Below are 17,403 nucleotides of genomic sequence, written 5' to 3' on the forward strand. Positions count from 1 at the left end.
AGGCAGCTACTTGGTACGAAGCGTCCAACGCTTTATTGACCCGCTAGATAGTTCGAAAACTCCTCGATCGTGGGATAATCGTACACGATCGTAGGATCGATCCGCTTTCCCAGCCAGTTCTCTAAGTCCCCGGTCATGCCAATCGCAGTGGCGGAATCGAGGGCAAAGGAATCGAAGGTCGCGCTGGGATCGATCGAGCTGGGCTTGGCGTCCAACTCTTTGGCTAGATAATCGATAATCCAATCTTGGATTTCTTCGGCGCTTTTGGAGGCGTCGCCGGAGGGTCCGGATTGATCGGCAGTCATTACAAACCTCGTGGCTAAGGGTAACGCTTCAGTTTACCGCTTATCCGACGAATCGACCACTGACCCAACCGAACGTTTTGATCTCTGGAGACTCTGTGTGGGTCGACCCGACCGCCCCAACAAACCCTTCGCAAGGGGCAAGTTCCATCAGCCGAATGACGGGCTGCTTTGGAAACAGGTGAAAATGATTCACCACTTTGCGTCCTTCCGGAGCCAATAGATCGAGCGTGAGCTGATCTAGCGGGGCTCGCAAACCGACGCCAATCGCCTTCAAATAGGCCTCTTTATGGGTCCAAAACCGCAGAAAATGGCGGTGCCGGTCATCTTCGTGATGATCGCAAACATCTTTTCGCTCGGCTTGCGAAAGGCAACGTTCGAGCATGCTAGCAAAGCTGCGAACGACACGTGTTCGCTCGATATCGACACCGACCTCAGCCCCCCGCGAAACAGCCACAACCGCCAATTCGCCAGAGTGCGTCAGGTTAAACCGTAAGCCATCCGCCTGCACGCTAACGACGTTTGGCTTGCCAAACTGACCGGTTTCGTAGGCGATTTCTCTCGGGCGTACACCGACATATCGGGCCAAGATGTCACGCAGGGCAGCGTGGTAGACGACAAACTGCTGAGCTTGAGCTTCCCGAAAAAACTTGCCAGCGCGTACCTGCTCTGCTTCTGAGAGTTGCTTCTGAAGCTGATCGACCGAATCGAGACCTTCTTCCAGCGAAATTCGCCAAAGGTGAAGCTCGTTTTGGGCGATTTCCAATTGGCGCGTTGGACGCGGCAGAGGAAACGGTTTAGTGGAAAGCTGGATCATGAAAGGTGGGCCCGTGTGGGTGTGCCGTGATCGGACGTATACCCGTCGCTGTGGTCGGGATCGGCTTTTTTCGGGTTCCGAGGCCATTGTTTTCGGCCAGGTGGGAGTAATCCGAAGAATCGCAATAGATTCGCATGCAAATCAAAATCGATCATCCGAAGAACAATTGAAGTGACGTTTACCTGATACAACCCGGCCAATCAAACCCCAGTTTATTACTGGACTTTCCTGAATTAGCAGGACAGGTGAAACAGGCAAAATAGCCCAATATTCATACGCCGCAAACCCAGCGCCAATCCCCCAATTTAAAATCCCCCTGAAGTTACGAACCGCTTTTCTGAAAAAAGAGCCCAATAATTCCTGTTAGCGAGCTTTGCTAGCTGTTGTTACTTCGAAATAGACAGCACTCCCCCTGAAAGGCGTACACACTTCTGGCATAAACACTTAAGACAAGCCAGACTAGGCGTATTCGGTCGGATCGAGCAGCCCCTGAGAGGCGAAAGCTTCCCGCCGCTCGACACAGGCTCCGCACTTGCCACAGTGCAATTCGAGCCCCTTATAGCAGGTCCAGGTCTTCTCGAAGGGAACCCCTAGGTCGACGCCCCGTTTGGCGATTTGCCCTTTATCAAGGTGAACAAAAGGACGCCATAGTTCGATTGGGTTCCAATCGCACAGCCGCGCGGCTTGGTCCATCGCTTCGGCGAATTCAGGGCGGCAATCAGGATAAATCGCGTGGTCGCCGCTGTGGGCTCCGTAGGCGACCGCCTGAAACTTGTTGGCCGCCGCCGCAGCGATGGCAACCGAGAGCAGCAACATATTGCGGTTGGGCACCACCGTTTGTTTCATACTCTCTTCCGCATAGTGCCCCTCGGGAATCTCCATTTCGCGGCCAGAAAGGCTGTTATTGCCGAAGATTGGGTTGATCGCAGAAAGATCGGCCACTTGGTGCGCAACGCCAACCCCTTCGCAAAGTTGTCGCGCATAGTCCAGCTCTTTGACATGCCGTTGGCCGTAATCTACCGAAATGGCCCGTGCCTCGTGCCCTTGGTCCAAAATGTGATACAGCAGCGTGGCCGAGTCCATACCGCCTGAAACCACTACCACTACCTTTGCCATGCGAGCTTCCTTTTGACTGTTTCGCGCCCTTTTTTATTCGTTTCCCAGTTTAGCGCGTCGGTTGACGACTGAAAACTGCTTGTCTTGGTGCGGCAACTCTCCGCAAATAAACTTGCAAATCGGGCGAAAGTTTCATTACACTCAACAGTACTTAGCTCTCCCCACCTCGCGGCACTCCTACGTACGGCTCGGCGAATCGAAGCTGGACACCTCCTTCCTTTTCCCTTGGCACTCCTTTTCCTTCCTCAGGTAACCCTATGGCGGTTTCTCGTGTTTTGCTGGCGCTGTTTATTGCCGCGCCGACAATGGCCCTGGCCGAAGAGCCCGTTGCTACTGCGTCGCCCCAAGTCAGCTACTACCGCGATGTCCGCCCAATTGTGCAAGCCAACTGCCAAGGCTGCCACCAACCGGCAAAACGGGGTGGCGACTATTCCATGATCGATCACGCCCACCTTTTGGCCAGCGGCGAGTCCGGCTCTGCGGCGATCGTTCCTGGGAAGCCGACTGAAAGCTATCTGATCGAACTGATCACTCCGGTCGACGGACAAGCCGAAATGCCCCAAGGGAAAGCCCCACTCTCTGAAACCGATCGTCAGACAATCGCCCGCTGGATCGAGCAAGGAGCCCAAGACGACACGCCCAAGTCGGCCCAAGCAACCTACGACGCCGAGCATCCTCCCACCTATGTTCGCCCACCGGTGCTGACCAGCGTGGCGTTCTCGCCCGATGGCGAAACCTTGGCGGTCAGCGGCTTCCACGAAGTGATCCTGCAAAAAGCGGACGGCAGCGGCATGCAAGGGCGTTTAGTCGGTTTATCGCAGCGAATCGAATCGACTGCGTTTTCTCCCGATGGCAAGCAGTTGGCCGTCGCTGGCGGTTCGCCTGGTCGGCTGGGGGAACTGCAAATGTGGAACGTTGGAGATCAGCAGTTGGCCTACTCGATCCCCGTTTCGTACGACAGTGTCTACGGCGTGAGCTGGTCTCCTGATGGCAAACTGGTCGCGATTGGCTGCAGCGATAACTCGGTTCGTGGCTATGAAGCGGCGACCGGTAAACAGGTTTTCTTCAACGGAGCCCATGATGACTGGGCACTGGATACCGTCTTCTCAAAAGATGGCTCGCACTTGGTCTCGGTTGGTCGCGACATGGCCGTGAAGCTGTACGAAGTGAAGACGCAACGCTTTGTCGACAACGTCACCAGCATCACCCCTGGCGCGCTCAAGGGAGGCATCAACGCGGTGGCTCGCTACCCGGGTGAAGATCAAGTGCTGATTGGCGGCGCCGATGGAATCCCCAAGCTTTATCGCTTGTTCCGCGAAAAGGCCCGAAAGATCGGTGACGACTTCAACAAGATCAAAGACTTTCCCGAGATGCCTGGCCGCATCTACGATGTCGCGCTGACTACCGACGCCAAAATCGCAGTCGCTTGCAGCAGCCTAGATGGGGCTGGCTTTGTTCATGTGTTCGATGTCGCAAGCGGCACCAAGCTACGAGAACTCGAAGGCCCCTTTCAAGCGATTTACTCGCTCAGCCTTTCGCCAGACAACAAGCAGATCGCCTCGGTCGGTTTCGACGGCCAAATCTTCCTGCACGATCTGGAAACGGGCAAGAAGATCGGGCAATTTGCCGCCGTCCCCGTTTCGCCTCACACGGCCTCCACGAACTAACCACACGTCTGACTAGGATTTTGAAGACCATGTTTCCGAAAGTAGTTCTGGCCGGTCTGATGGTGGTTAGCTTCGCCCTTTCTGGCTTCGCCGAAGATGCCGCCAACACCATTCCTTCCGGCAAGAAAATCGAGAAGATCACCGTTTTTCCCGAGAAGCTGGTCCTGGAAGGCCCGTTCGCTTATGCCCAGGTTTTGCTTACCGCCCACCTGGATAGCGGCGAACAAGTCGATTTGACCCGGGCAGCCGAGTGCCTCGCCCCATCCCCCGCGATCACGATCACACCAGGTGGGCTCGTCTCGCCGGTTGCCGATGCCCAGGGAGAACTGGTTTTTCGCGTTGCCGGGCAAGAAATAAAAATTCCGTTCGAGGTAAAAGATTCGCACGCCGACTATCAAGCCGACTTCATCCGCGACGTAACCCCAGCGATGAGCAAAATGGGCTGCAACGCCGGCACTTGCCACGGGGCGAAAGATGGCAAGAACGGCTTCAAGCTTTCGCTACGTGGTTACGATCCGCTGTACGACCATCGGGCGTTGGTCGACGACGTCGCCGGTCGCCGTTTCAACCGCGCGGTGCCAGAACAAAGCCTCATGCTGCTGAAAACCACCGGCGTCGTGCCCCACGTCGGAGGCTCGCTCACCCAGCCTGGCGAACGCCATTACGAGATTCTCGAGAACTGGATCGCTGGCGGCGTGCAGTTAGATCTCGATTCTCCGAAGGTCGCCAAGATCGATCTCTACCCCCAGAACCCAACCGTCCCTCTGCCCGGCATGACGCAGCAGTTCGCCGTTTATGCCACGCTCACCAATGGCAAGGTACTCGACGTGACCGCTGATTCATTCATCAGCAGCGGCGATATTGAAGTCGCGACGGCGGACGAGCAAGGCGTTTTGCAGCTACTGCGTCGTGGCGAAGCCCCGGTGCTGGCTCGCTTCGACGGGGCCTACGACGCCACCACGGTTACCGTGATGGGGGACCGCACAGGTTTCGAGTGGGACGACCAGCCGCAGTACAACTATATCGACGAGTTCGTCGATCAAAAGCTGCAACGCGTGAAGGTCCAATCGTCTGGTCTTTGCACCGACGACCAATTCGTCCGCCGGCTATACCTAGACCTGACTGGTCTTCCTCCTACGGCCGATCAAGTCCGCAGCTTCCTCACCGATTCGCGTCCCTCGCCAGAAAAGCGAAATGCGTTGATCGACGAGCTAATCGGCAGCGGCCCTTACGTAGAATACTGGACCAACAAGTGGTGCGACTTGCTTCAGGTAAATCAAAAGTACCTGGGCGATCCTGGCGTGCATGCGCTACGTAACTGGGTCAAGAACGCCGTCGCTTCAAACATGCCGTACGATCAGATGGTTCACGAAATCTTGACCGCTTCCGGCTCGACTCTCGATCACCCGGCCAGTGCCTACTACAAGATTCTCCGCACGCCCGAAGACACGATGGAGAACACCACGCAGCTTTTCCTGGCGGTTCGCTTCAATTGCAACAAGTGCCACGACCATCCTTTTGAACGCTGGACACAGAACCAATATTACCACCTGTCTGCTTACTTCGCCCAAGTGGGACGGAAGGAAGACAAACGCTTCGCTGGGCAAAAAATTGGGGGCTCGGCAGTCGAAGGGGCCACGCCGCTAGTCGAAGTGATTTACGATACCGGCAGCGGCGAAGTGAAGCACCTTTTGACTGGTAAGGTCTCGGAGCCCCAGTTCCCCTATCAGGCCGATCTGGCCGAAACCCAAGACTCGCGCCGTGAAGAACTGGCCGACTGGATCACGGATCCCAACAACCAATACTTCGCCTCCAGTTACGTCAATCGTTTATGGGGCTATTTGCTGGGGCGGGGCATCATCGAGCCAATCGATGACATCCGCGCTGGCAACCCACCAACCAATCCTCAACTACTAGCCGCTCTGACCCAGAGCTTCGTAGATAGCGGCTTCGACACGCGGCACATCCTGCGCGAGATCTGCCGGTCGCGTGTTTATCAGCAGTCGATCGCCACCAACCGCTGGAACGAAGATGACGGTATCAACTTCTCGCACGCCGTGCCTCGCCGCCTGCCAGCCGAAGTCCTCTTCGATTCCATTCACCAAGTCACCGGCAGCAGCTACAAATTGCCCCAGCTTCCCTCTGGTTTCCGCGCCGCTCAATTGCCGGGCTCTGAAGCTAACATTCCGTTTCTGGACGACTTCGGTCGACCGGCGCGGGAAAGTTCGTGCGAATGCGAACGAGCCACCGGCGTGATGCTGGGCCCCGTGATGAAGCTGGTCAACGGCCCGGTGATCAACAACGCCATCTCCGACAGCAACAATGCGTTAGTCAAGCTCGCGCAAGAAACGCCTGACGATGCGGCGTTAATCGACGAAATCTTCCTCCGCTTCTTAGGCCGACACCCTAGTGAAGAAGAAACGAAGCTGGGCATTGATCTGCTAAATCAGCCAACGCCAGATCTAGGCATCGCCGAACAAGCTTACAACAGCCGGCGCGAAGCCTTGCTGGCCAAAATGCCGCAGTGGGAACAAGCACTTAGCCGAGTGGCTCGTTGGACGCCGCTGAAGCTAGTTTCCGGCAGTTCTCGTGCTGGGGCCAACTTTACTCAGCGCGACGACCAATCGGTTCTGGTTTCAGGGCCGCTCGACAAAGATCTGTACGAAGTGGTATTCGACCTGCCGGAAGGACCCCTGACTGGAATTCGCCTGGAAGCGTTGCCGGACGACAGCTTGCCGGCGAAGGGACCAGGCCGCGCAGCCAACGGCAACTTCGTACTCCACGAACTGACCGCCGAACTGCGTCTGGCGGACGGTAGTCAGGGCCCAGCAGTCAAGCTGGGCCGCGCCGAAGCGACCTTCTCGCAAACTAACTGGGACGTACGCGGCGCAGTCGATGGCAACCTTGGCAGCGGCTGGGCGGTCAGCCCTCGCTTTGGCGAAAAGCACACGGCGTTGTTTGAATTGGAAGAAGACATCACCGTTCCCGCTGGGGCTAAGTTAGTCGTTCGCATGGACCAGCAGTACCAGGACAGCAAGCATCTGCTGGGCTGCTTCCGCTTGGCGGCGACCGCCAGCGAACGCCCAGTGCGGCTGGAAAGCAACGTCCCTGCGGACATTCGCGAAATCGTCGGCAAGCCAGCCGACCAGCGAAGTGCTGCCGAACAGCAAAAGTTGCTCACGAGCTACCTTGCCGAAGACGCTCCCCTGAAAGAACTGGAAGCCAACCTCAAGCAAGCCCAAATGCTCGACTCCAATCGACGCCTAGCAGGCCTGCAAGACTTGGCTTGGGCACTGATCAACAGCCCGGCCTTCTTGTTCAATCGTTAAATGGGCGCAGCAAACCACGGCCCGGTTTCCACTCAAAGGAAGGGGGCCGGGCGATTCTCCTCTATCGGCGGGTCTGCTGGTCTGCCAAAATCGACGCGTTAATAGCGGGAAACCTTTTGCGGTTTCGAGCGGTACTAACTGTAACAAAGCCAACCGCCCCATGCTGAAAACGTACGATTTAACCAAGAAATACGGCAAATTCCTGGCTCTCGATCATGCCAACATCGAGGTTGCCGAGGGAGAATGTTGCGGCGTTCTTGGGCCGAACGGGGCTGGAAAATCGACCCTGTTTCGCTTGCTAATGGGTTTTCTGCGTCCCACCCACGGCCAAGCCACCATTGGCGGCAAAGACTGCCAGCACGAGAAAGTCGCCGTCCACAGCTTGGTCTCGTACCTGCCTGGCGATGTCCGTCTGTTCGGTGAAATGAAAGGGCGGGACGTTCTCGAATTCTTTGCCGACATCCACCCGCGCGGCAATCGCGAACGTTCGTACGCCACGGCCAAACGGTTAGATCTCGATATCACTCGCCGCGTTGGCTACATGAGCACCGGCATGCGGCAGAAGCTGGGGCTTTCCATTGCCCTGGCAACCGATGCCCCAATGCTCATCATGGACGAACCCACCACTAGCCTCGATCCCAACGTCCGGGCCGAAGTCATTCGCATGATCGGCGAAGCCCACAAGTCAGGTCGCACGGTGGTTATCTGTTCGCACGTGTTGTCCGAAATCGAGGATATCTGCAATCGGGCCATTATCATGCGGCAAGGGCACGTGGTTCACGATCAAAACCTGGAAGACCTCGCCCGGCGGCATGCCGTAACCTTTCAACTCGCGCAGCCGCTGCCTAGCGTGCCAGATAATCTTCGCGATCGTATCGCCAACATTCGCCAAACCGAAGGCTCTTTCAGCCTCGAAACGGATGGAGATTTACGCGACGTCATGGCCTGGCTTGCCCAGCTTCCACTCAGCAACATGAAAGCCCAACGCTTAGGGCTGCGCGAAGTTTACGACCGCTATCATGCCCCCGAAAGCGAGCAGGCCGCATGACTTTGGCAATGTTACGACAAGTGTGGCGAGAATCACGCTGGCTGATGCTCGGCTGCTCGCTGGTGCTGTTCATTTTCTGTTGGATTCGCGTCTGGCTGGTCGGGCGCATCGACATGAGCCGCTTCCAGGGCATCTTAGAAATCTTACGGCCAGAGTTCGAAAACTTCTCGCCGGTCGACTTCGAGCAAGCTCTCACTTACCCAGGCCGCGTGGCGTTCACCTTCACTGAACCGATGGTCGTTTTCATGATCGTCATTTGGGGCATTGCCCGCGGCAGCGATGCCGTCAGCGGCCCCCTCGGGCGCGGAACGATGGAGATGATGCTCTCGCAACCGGTCAGCCGCTTTCGATACATGCTGTGCAAGAACATCATCACGTTTGCCGGAGCGTTGGCGATTGCCGCTAGTGCTTGGGCGGGCATGGCTTGCAGCATCGAGACCACCTCGGTTAAACGAGAAAACCAGCCGATCAAAATGCAGATCCCGCTGGTGAAAATCGAAGTCGCGATTCCTTTCACCCGCGATGCCAACGCCCCGCAGCGCATGCCGCTGTCGGACTTTGTCGACAAAGAAGACATGCTCGCCTCGGCACTCGACCTGATGGCCCTGGGGATTTTCTTTGGGGGCTTCACCACGCTGATGTCGGCCTGGGATCAATATCGCTGGCGAACAATCGCGATTGCCACCGGTTTTCTTATCGCCCAACTACTTTTGCGAGTCATGTCGCTTTCGATCGAAGACATGGCCTGGCTGAAGTACACGACGATCTTTTCGCTATACGAACCGGAAGTCTTGGTCAGCTATGCCGTTCATCAGCGTGGGGCCGAATGGAGCTTTTGGTTTCATCCCACGCCAGAAACCTGGAAGCTAGGCGGACTGGCCTACATCAGCATCCTCAGCGGTGGCGGGCTGGCAGGCTTTGGCCTGGCGACCTGGATTTTTTGTCGACGCGACTTGCCTGCCCCGGTATAAACGTGGCCACAGAACATAGCAGCTACTCGCTAGAAAAAGCTCGCCAGCGAACAGCAAGATGCCGACATGGCGAAAACAGACGAACCCACGCCTGGCCCCACATCCGAACGGCAGAGCCATGAAAAAAGCCACATGAAAATCATGTGGCTTTTTTGTAATGCAAAGTACGGGAGGAGGGACTCGAACCCCCAACCCTCGGTTCCGAAGACCGATGCTCTATCCATTGAGCTACTCCCGCTTGCAAGTGCGGTAATTTGCAGATGATACCATTTTCGCGATTCACCGCAACTATGGCAGCAGACACTTATGGTCCGTTGCTGGTTCGCTAGTAGCTGCTAAGATGTGCAACCTGCACACTACTCGCGAAATGCCCCCATCTGAGGCATAATAAAGGCGGTAACCATTTGCCGCGAACCCCATCGCTTCCCGAGCAGAACTCTTCAAGTCTATGGCTAGCATCACGTTGCGTATTATTGACGGCGCCGACCGGGGGGCGGTTTACGAAGAGTTGGAGACGCCGGTTTCCATTGGGCGGGAAGAAGGCAATACGCTGCAGCTGAAGGATGATCGCGTCAGCCGTTTTCACCTGAAGATTCAGGAAGATCACGGCAAGATTGTGCTGACCGATCTGGAAAGCACCAACGGCACCCGCGTTAATGGCGAAGATGTTCACCTAAGAATCTTGCGGCATGGAGACATGATCCAAGTCGGGCGCTCGGTCATTATCTACGGTTCCGAAAAACAAATTGCCGTCCGTCTAGCTGCCTTGCGTAAGCAGCAAGAGGCCCAGAATGGTGATCTTCCCGCAGAGGATCGCACCTCTGGCCCTGGTGAATCACCCGATGCCGAGTCGTCGCTCGAGTTCGAGTTGAATTGGAACGCCCAACAAGACGACCTGCAAGCGGCCATTTACTCGCTGCAACCACCCGAGTTGCCGGAACGCCTCAGCCCGGCCCAAGCCGCACAGCTCGCTGAACTCATGGACTACATCCACATTCGTTTGCGGCATCTGCTGGTCAGCGTAGAAGTGAATGAACGGACCGAGAGCGTCGTGCTAGAAATGCGCGAGTGGCAAAGCCTGCTCGACCTACAAGCCCGCTTGGCCGTGCTGCTGCGAAGCATCGGCGAGCCTGAATAAGCCCTCTTCTGCTGCCACCTTATCTCATGCATTCCCACCATCCGTAGGGTCCACTGCGCGGACCGAAAAACATCTTTCTCAATCAAAGCCAAGGCAAAAGGTCCGCGCAGCGAAGCCGACGTGTTGTTTCATCTTTTGTGGCGAGCGTGACTTAGGTCTTTCGGTTTTCATTCTTCGCCAACGTGATAGAATCGTGGCGTTGATGATTCTTCTTGCTGCGGCAGTCTAACTTTGCTGCGGCCTAGTCCAGGGAGCGGAGCCTGAATGAGCCAGTCGTTCGTCCATTTGCATTGCCATTCGCATTACAGCCTTTTGGACGGAGCAGGGCCCATCCCTCGGCTGGTCACGCGTGCTAAAGAGCACGGCATGAACGCCTTGGCCCTAACCGATCACGGCAACCTACACGGGGCGTTGCAGTTCTACAACACTTGCAAAGCGAACGAGATCAACCCGATCATCGGCTACGAAGCCTACATCGCCCCAGCGAGCCGTTTGGAAAAATCGGGCGGGATGAAGGGCTCGAATTACCATCTGACGCTGCTGGCCCAAAACAAGATCGGCTTCAAGAACCTGATCAAGCTGGCCTCGGCGGCGTACCTGGAAGGGTTTTATTTCAAGCCGCGAATTGATAAAGAACTGCTGGAGAAATTCAGCGAAGGAATCATCTGCCTCAGCGGCTGCGTCTCGAGCGAATTCTCGAAGATCGTCATGCGCGGTACCGACACCGCCGAGGTAGTCAAAGAAGCGACCGAAACGGCTGGCTGGTTCAGTAACTTGTTTGGCGATCGCTACTTCGTCGAGATCATGAACAACGGTCTCGATATCCAGAAGATGCAGCTTGAAGGGGCGGTGGATGTCGCCAAACGACTGGGGCTTCCCCTGGTTGCCACCAGCGATACGCACTATGTCGATCAAAGCGATGCCGAGGCCCAAGACATTCTGCTGTGCGTGAACACCGGTAAATTCCGTACCGATGCCTCGCGTATGAAGATGGAGAACGATCAGTTCTACCTGCGCAGCCCCGACGATATGTACGCCAGCTTCCCTGGCCTGGAAGACGCCTGTTCGCGCAGCCAAGAGATCGCCAACACGGTCGACATCGACTTGGAACTTGGCAAACGCCACTTTCCGTCGTTCAAAGTCCCCGATCAAAAAACGGCCGACGAATACCTCCGCGAGCTTTGCATTCAAGGGCTGAAAGAACGCTACGAGGGGAACGACGAAATGTTGCTTCCCAATGGCGAACTGAGCGAAGTTGTCATGGCCCGCTTAGACCGCGAACTGGGCGTGATCAGCCGGCTTGGCTTCCCCAACTACTTCCTGATCGTGTGGGACTTTGTGGTCGAAGCCCGAAAGCAGAACATTCCGGCCACGGCTCGTGGTAGTGGTGTGGGCGCGATTGTCTGTTACGCGCTGTATATGAGCCACGTCTGCCCGATCAAGTACGACTTGCTGTTCGAGCGATTCCTTGACGAAAACCGCTTGGAAGCCCCCGATATCGATATCGACTTCGATAAAGAACGTCGGGGGATGGTCATCAAATATGTGAAGGACAAGTACGGCGAAGCGAACGTGGCCCAGATCGGCACGTTCGGAACCCTCGCCGCGCGGGCCGCGATTAAAGACGTTGGCCGCGCGATGGGCTTACCGCTGGACATGGTCAACGAAGTGACCGGCATGGTGCCCGACCAGTTGGGCATCAAGCTGAAAGCAGCGCTCGAGCAAAGTGCCGAGATGCAGGCCGCCTACAACGCGAACCCTGACATCAAAGAACTGCTCGATCTAGCGATGAAGATCGAAGGGCTTGCGCGGAACGTCGGTACGCATGCTGCGGCGGTGGTGATCGCCGACGAACCGCTGACCGAGTACGTTCCCCTTTGCCGTGTCTCTGGCAAGGAAGACATCATCACCCAGTGGTCGATGAACGACGTCGAAGCGGCTGGTCTCTTGAAGATGGACTTCCTGGGCCTGCGCAACTTGACGATCCTGCGTAACGCAATCGATCTGATTAAGAAGGTTCGCGGCGAAGATCTCGACATCTTGCGGCTGCCGCTGGACGACAAAGCCAGCTTCGACCTGCTTCGCCGTGGCGAAACGAAGGGTGTGTTTCAGCTGGAAAGTGGCGGTATTCGCGACTTGCTGAAGCGCATGAAGCCGGACAGCTTCCTCGACATTATCGCCACGAACGCGCTTTATCGACCTGGTCCGCTGGAAGGTGGGATGGTCGACGATTACATCGAGGTGAAGCACGGCCGCAAAGAGGCTGTCTACAAACACCAGGTGCTAAAAGACGTGCTGGAAGAGACCAACGGCGTGATGGTCTACCAGGAACAAGTGATGCGGATTTTGAACCGCTTAGGCGGTATTCCGCTCGCCAAAGCGTACACCTGTATTAAGGCGATCAGTAAAAAGAAAGAGTCGATCATCCAGGCCAACCGAGAGCAATTCTTGGAGGGTGCCCAGGAAAAGGGGCTTACCAAGCAGGAAGCGACCGATTTCTGGGACATGATCGTTAAGTTCGCCGGCTACGGTTTTAACAAGAGCCACTCGACCGCTTACGCCTTGGTGGCCTATCAAACGGCCTACCTCAAAGCACACTACCCGATCGAGTTCATGGCTGCACTGCTTTCCGGTGACATCTCGGGGCGAAACTTCAAAACGAAGGACTCGCTGGTCGAGCACATGGAAGACGCCGAGCGGATGAACATCGAAGTTGCTCCGCCCGATGTGAACCACTCGGACGAAGAGTTCACCGTGAAAGATGGCAAAATCGTTTTCGCCCTCAGTGCCATCAAAGGCTGCGGGGGTGGTGCTGCCGAAGCGATTGTTGCCGCGCGCGAGAAAGATGGCCCTTTCACCGACATCTATGACTTCTGCGAACGAGTCGACCATTCGCTGTGCAGCAAAGCCGCCATCGAAACGCTGATCAAAGCGGGCGCCTTCGACAATATGGGTGGGACGCGGGCCCAGTACGCAGCGGCTCTCGACAAGGCAATTCAGTCAGGTGCTTCGGCCTTGGCCGATCGCAAATCAGGTCAAAAGAATCTGTTTGCCGCCGTGGAAGACACGGCCGAGGTGGCCAAAACGATTGTCCTTCCTGATGTTCCTGCTTGGCCCGACAAAGAGAAGCTGTCCTACGAGAAGGAATGCTTGGGCTTCTACTGGTCGAGCCACCCACTGGCCGAATACACACGCAAGTTCGAGATGTGCTGCTCGCACCGCACGTCGAGCTTGGCTGGCGTGAAAGACAAGACCGAAGTCACCTTGGGGGGCATGGTCTCTTCGATCAAGCTGGCCCACACCCGCAAAGCCCGCCCTGGCAGCACCCACACCAAGTACGCCAACTTCGACCTAGAAGACGTCGACGGCGGCATTCGCTGCATTATGTGGCCAGAAGATTTCGCGAAGATGGGCGAAATACTGCGTCCAGAAGGGGTTTACATTGTCTCGGGGCGTCTCGATCGCCGTGGCAACGACGACGAAGCCAACTTGATTGTCAACGAGCTCATCCCAATTGAAGAGGTGGAAACCCGCTACGCCCGGGGTGTGATGGTGCGTGTCGACGAAAAAGCGCACGGCGAAAGCACGCTGGGAACCCTGGTCGAAATCGTACGTGGTTACCCTGGCAACTGCGAGTTGCGGCTGATGCTGGTCCTGGGGGATGGCCGCCAAGTTGCTCTCCGCAGCAAGAAAGGGGTCGATCTTTCGCCCGAAATGAGGAACCGCGTGGACGAACTTCTGGGGGAAGGAAATTTCGAATTGCTCTTGCGTCGCCCCGCGAATGGCGGGGTACGCAACTCAGCGTAGCCAACGCTAACCGCTTGAAACGCATACACTTGCATCAATTATTTCGATTATCAGAGGAGCATTCGCCCGAGTAAGCCAGCGAATCGCTCCTCTTTTCGCTATTTGCTTGCCTTTCCTATCCCCTCAAATTAAGATCACTATTAACCCTTGCCCAATCCAGGGCCAGTACGCCTTACTTGTGTCATCATTACGACGATCACAACAGAGTTAAGGCCTACCAGGACGAATGTCCACCAATCTTCCCCCTTTTCGAGCTCGACTGCATCCAGGGATCTATTATGGATTTGCGACTTTTGAAGCTGTTCTCGGCGCTCTCGGTCGCCATGGTATTGCTGTGTGGAAGCAACGCCTTTGCCCAGAACACCACCAATAATACGACGAACATCAATAATGTGGTTTCCGGTGTCTACGTTGACCCGCAAGGCGTATTAAAGATGCGTCGGGCGACCGATCCGACCGGTCAGTTGATGCGTCAACGCGTCCAACAAGCGGCCTCGGTATTGCCACCGGAATTGAATCGCCCTAGCAAGCTTCGCAAGATCTCGCTCAACCGCCTGGAAAAGGCCGCTGCGGAAGCTGCTGCCAAGGGTGGCGGGCTGCCCGAAGAAATGAAGAACCTGGCCGGCCTCACCGAGATCCGCTATGTCTTCTACTACCCCGAAACCAAAGACATCGTCATCGCTGGCATGGCCGAAGGGTTTGTCAAAGACCTCAACGGCGTCAACGTCGGTACTTACAGCGGTAAGGCTACGCTGCAGCTCGAGGACTTGATTGTTGCCCTACGTGCCTACGGCCCTTACACCAAAGGTGCTGGTCACGTTAGCGTTTCCATCGACCCGACCAAAGAAGGCCTGGAAAAGCTGAATCAGGTGATCGCCTCGATTCCTCCGACCAGTGTCCGCCCTGGCGACACCAGCACCATCGTCAACGCGATGAAAAATGCCCTCGGCATGCAAATGGTCTCGGTGCGAGGCATCTCGCCCAACACCCACTTTGCTCGCGTGATGGTCGAAGCCGACTACCGCATGAAGCTGATCGGAATTGGTCTCGAACAACCACCGGTCAAAATTCCTAGCTACGTTGAGAAAGCCCGCCCTGGCTCGATCGCCTCGAACGCAATGCAACGTTGGTGGTTCGTGCCGAACTACGACTGCGTGAAGGTCTCGGAAGATGGCCTGGCGATGCAATTGCAGGGCGAAGGGGTGAAGCTGGTTGGCGAGAGCGAAGTGGTGACTGCCCAAGGTGGTCGTCAGAAGACAGACGCTCAAGATCGCTCTAGCTACATTTTCACCAGCACCTTCACCAAGAAGTATCCTGAACTCGCCGAACGGGAAGCCGTTTACGGCCAGCTGCGTGACCTGATCGACATGATGATCTGTGCCGCTTACATCCAGGAACAAGACTACTACCAACAAAGCGGCTTCGACCTGGGTATCTTCGCCGATGAAGATGGTTACCCTGTCGAAACGCTACCAGCTCCGGAAACGGTGGAAACGGCGGTCAACGCTATCTGGAAGGGTAGTCGTCTGCTAACGCCAATCGGTGGTGGTGTCGATATCCAAGCCAAGTTGGCTCTCACCCCTGATAACGTCCAAACCGACGAAAAGGGTGAACTGGTTGAAACCCAAAAGACCATCTCGCTCAACAATCTGACCCCTGGTCAGTGGTGGTGGGACTAACGTTCCACTGGCTAAAATCCAAATCGCAACCACGCCGAGTTCTTCCGACTCGGCGTGGTTCGTTTCTTGGCTACCTACTTTCCTAAAAGTGGCTCGAAACAACCAACCTTCTGGCTGTCCAACGAGCTTGGGCCGCTTCCGCTACCGAACAATGGCTTCTCTCAAAGGTAGCACCTGACCAGACGTCCGGTTATCGAACTGCGGCCAGGGTCTTATAATGAGAGCCACTCAGCTAAGCGCACTCACTACAGAAGCAAAAGGAATATCCATGAAAATCGCCACCATCGAAACCAACAAAGGGACCATCAAGCTGGAACTCTTCGAAGATAAAGTCCCCAAGACGGTGGGCAACTTCGAGAAGTTGGCCAGCGAAGGCTTTTACGATGGGCTGAAATTTCATCGCGTGATTCCCGATTTCATGGTCCAAACTGGCTGCCCTAACGGTACCGGCACCGGCGGTCCTGGCTACAAATTCGCCGACGAATTCCACCCAGACCTAAAGCACGACGGACCTGGCGTTCTCTCAATGGCCAACGCTGGCCCGAACACCAACGGTTCGCAGTTCTTCATCACCCACGTCGAAACCGCTTGGCTCGATAACAAGCACTCGGTCTTCGGCAAAGTGCTGGAAGGGCAAGACATCGTCGACGCCATCGAGCAAGGCGACGTCATGGAAAAGGTCACCGTCAGCGAAGGCTAACCCCCTACAAGTAAACACAGATCGGCCCAGGCATTATCAAGCATGGGCCGATCACGCCGTGGCAATCAGTTCGGCATTTCGCACCGAACTGAAGCTCTCTTCACGCCTGCCTTCGCCCCCGACAATCGGTATCTCGCTCGCGGATCGAGCTTGGCGTACGGCTGCTTGGTTACGGCTCGTACTCGTGCATCGCATGAAATTCCTTGGGTGGTTCATATCGCCTCAGGTCTTTGGCCAGGTAAGCGTTCTGGCTCTTGAGATCGCCTCGAATGAGGTAATACTGCGGCTCCTGATAATAGTCGCTGTAGCGAATCGCATAGATCTTACCGACCGACATCTTATCGACTTCTAGCTGGTGGGCTAACTCGACCACCTCGCCCATCTTGAATTTAGGCTCCGGCACTTCGTCGACCATCACGGGGCGAGTTTTGAGGCAAACATCGCCGTAACTCAATAGGTACCAGTCGTCGTCGGTCAATTCGCGACGGAAAATGAAATCGCTCGGGATCAGGCCTTCTGCTTTATGCCGATCGTCAGGGTGAATCCAGTGATCGCTATCCTCTGGCCAGTGCGGGATGATCACCCAACTAACCGGCGGCTTAACGGGAAAGGCCTCGCTATGGCGAATCGGTGTCGAATCGTCGGTGGGCATGGAAGGTACTTCTCGCGTTTTTGTCCACAAAGAAATTAGTTATTGATGTCTGAGCCGGTAATCCAACATGACTATGGGCCAACTTGCCACCAATCCGGGGCTTCCGTTGGTCGCCCCTGTTGGAATGCTGGCGCCGACGTCAATAGTAACTATTTTCATTGATGATAACGCGCCACG

Annotated in this window: 12 protein-coding genes and 1 tRNA gene; 8 read left to right on the top strand and 5 right to left on the bottom strand. The window is 56.0% G+C overall.

Features of this window, described 5'->3' with window-relative positions; all coding sequences use genetic code 11:
• Window positions 1-32: 32 nt before the first annotated feature.
• The 3 genes from DTL42_RS25050 to queC form a co-directional block, all read right to left on the bottom strand.
• Window positions 33-305 (bottom strand): acyl carrier protein, encoded by a 273-nt coding sequence (locus DTL42_RS25050; protein WP_114373499.1) that lies wholly within the window; start codon window positions 303-305, stop codon window positions 33-35.
• A 40-nt stretch (window positions 306-345) separates the two neighbouring features.
• The gene (locus DTL42_RS25055; RefSeq protein ID WP_158545544.1) at window positions 346-1,119 is read right to left on the bottom strand and encodes a 4'-phosphopantetheinyl transferase family protein; all 774 of its coding nucleotides are present in this window, start codon (window positions 1,117-1,119) and stop codon (window positions 346-348) included.
• A 459-nt stretch (window positions 1,120-1,578) separates the two neighbouring features.
• Window positions 1,579-2,235 carry a 7-cyano-7-deazaguanine synthase QueC gene (gene queC, locus DTL42_RS25060; protein WP_114373503.1) on the bottom strand — a complete coding sequence of 219 codons (657 nt, stop codon included), beginning with the start codon at window positions 2,233-2,235 and terminating at the stop codon, window positions 1,579-1,581.
• A gap of 257 nt (window positions 2,236-2,492) precedes the next feature.
• Here queC and DTL42_RS25065 point away from each other — a divergent pair, with 257 nt between their 5' ends.
• From DTL42_RS25065 to DTL42_RS25080, 4 genes are all read left to right on the top strand, one after another.
• The gene (locus tag DTL42_RS25065; protein ID WP_234824355.1) at window positions 2,493-3,902 is read left to right on the top strand and encodes a WD40 repeat domain-containing protein; all 1,410 of its coding nucleotides are present in this window, start codon (window positions 2,493-2,495) and stop codon (window positions 3,900-3,902) included.
• Window positions 3,903-3,931: 29 nt separating this feature from the next.
• A complete protein-coding gene (locus DTL42_RS25070) occupies window positions 3,932-7,231 on the top strand; it encodes a DUF1549 and DUF1553 domain-containing protein (protein WP_114373505.1) in 3,300 nt (1,099 codons plus the stop codon).
• A gap of 160 nt (window positions 7,232-7,391) precedes the next feature.
• On the top strand, window positions 7,392-8,279 hold the full coding sequence (locus DTL42_RS25075) for an ABC transporter ATP-binding protein (RefSeq protein WP_114373506.1): 888 nt from the start codon (window positions 7,392-7,394) through the stop codon (window positions 8,277-8,279).
• The gene (locus DTL42_RS25080; protein WP_114373509.1) at window positions 8,276-9,250 is read left to right on the top strand and encodes an ABC transporter permease subunit; all 975 of its coding nucleotides are present in this window, start codon (window positions 8,276-8,278) and stop codon (window positions 9,248-9,250) included. Before DTL42_RS25075 ends, DTL42_RS25080 begins: the two co-directional genes overlap by 4 nt.
• Window positions 9,251-9,415: 165 nt before the next feature.
• Here DTL42_RS25080 and DTL42_RS25085 read toward each other — a convergent pair.
• Window positions 9,416-9,488: transfer RNA gene (locus tag DTL42_RS25085), tRNA-Arg, on the bottom strand.
• Between the two features lie 210 nt (window positions 9,489-9,698).
• Here DTL42_RS25085 and DTL42_RS25090 point away from each other — a divergent pair.
• The 4 genes from DTL42_RS25090 to DTL42_RS25105 all read left to right on the top strand — a co-directional run bounded on the left by DTL42_RS25090 (window position 9,699) and on the right by DTL42_RS25105 (window position 16,574).
• Entirely contained in the window at window positions 9,699-10,388 is a 690-nt protein-coding gene (locus DTL42_RS25090) for an FHA domain-containing protein (RefSeq protein WP_114373511.1), read from the top strand.
• A 264-nt stretch (window positions 10,389-10,652) separates the two neighbouring features.
• Window positions 10,653-14,195: a DNA polymerase III subunit alpha gene (dnaE, locus tag DTL42_RS25095; protein WP_114373513.1), complete on the top strand. Its 3,543-nt coding sequence runs from the start codon at window positions 10,653-10,655 to the stop codon at window positions 14,193-14,195.
• 278 nt (window positions 14,196-14,473) lie between these two features.
• Window positions 14,474-15,874, top strand: a complete 1,401-nt coding sequence (locus DTL42_RS25100) for a DUF1598 domain-containing protein (RefSeq protein ID WP_114373515.1) — start codon at window positions 14,474-14,476, stop codon at window positions 15,872-15,874.
• A 268-nt stretch (window positions 15,875-16,142) separates the two neighbouring features.
• The gene (locus DTL42_RS25105; protein WP_114373517.1) at window positions 16,143-16,574 is read left to right on the top strand and encodes a peptidylprolyl isomerase; all 432 of its coding nucleotides are present in this window, start codon (window positions 16,143-16,145) and stop codon (window positions 16,572-16,574) included.
• A gap of 169 nt (window positions 16,575-16,743) precedes the next feature.
• Here DTL42_RS25105 and DTL42_RS25110 read toward each other — a convergent pair whose 3' ends face one another.
• On the bottom strand, window positions 16,744-17,226 hold the full coding sequence (locus tag DTL42_RS25110; protein WP_114373519.1) for a DUF6960 family protein: 483 nt from the start codon (window positions 17,224-17,226) through the stop codon (window positions 16,744-16,746).
• Window positions 17,227-17,403: the final 177 nt, after the last annotated feature.

It is taken from the genome of Bremerella cremea (genome assembly GCF_003335505.1).
Classification (GTDB): Bacteria; Planctomycetota; Planctomycetia; order Pirellulales; family Pirellulaceae; genus Bremerella; species Bremerella cremea_A.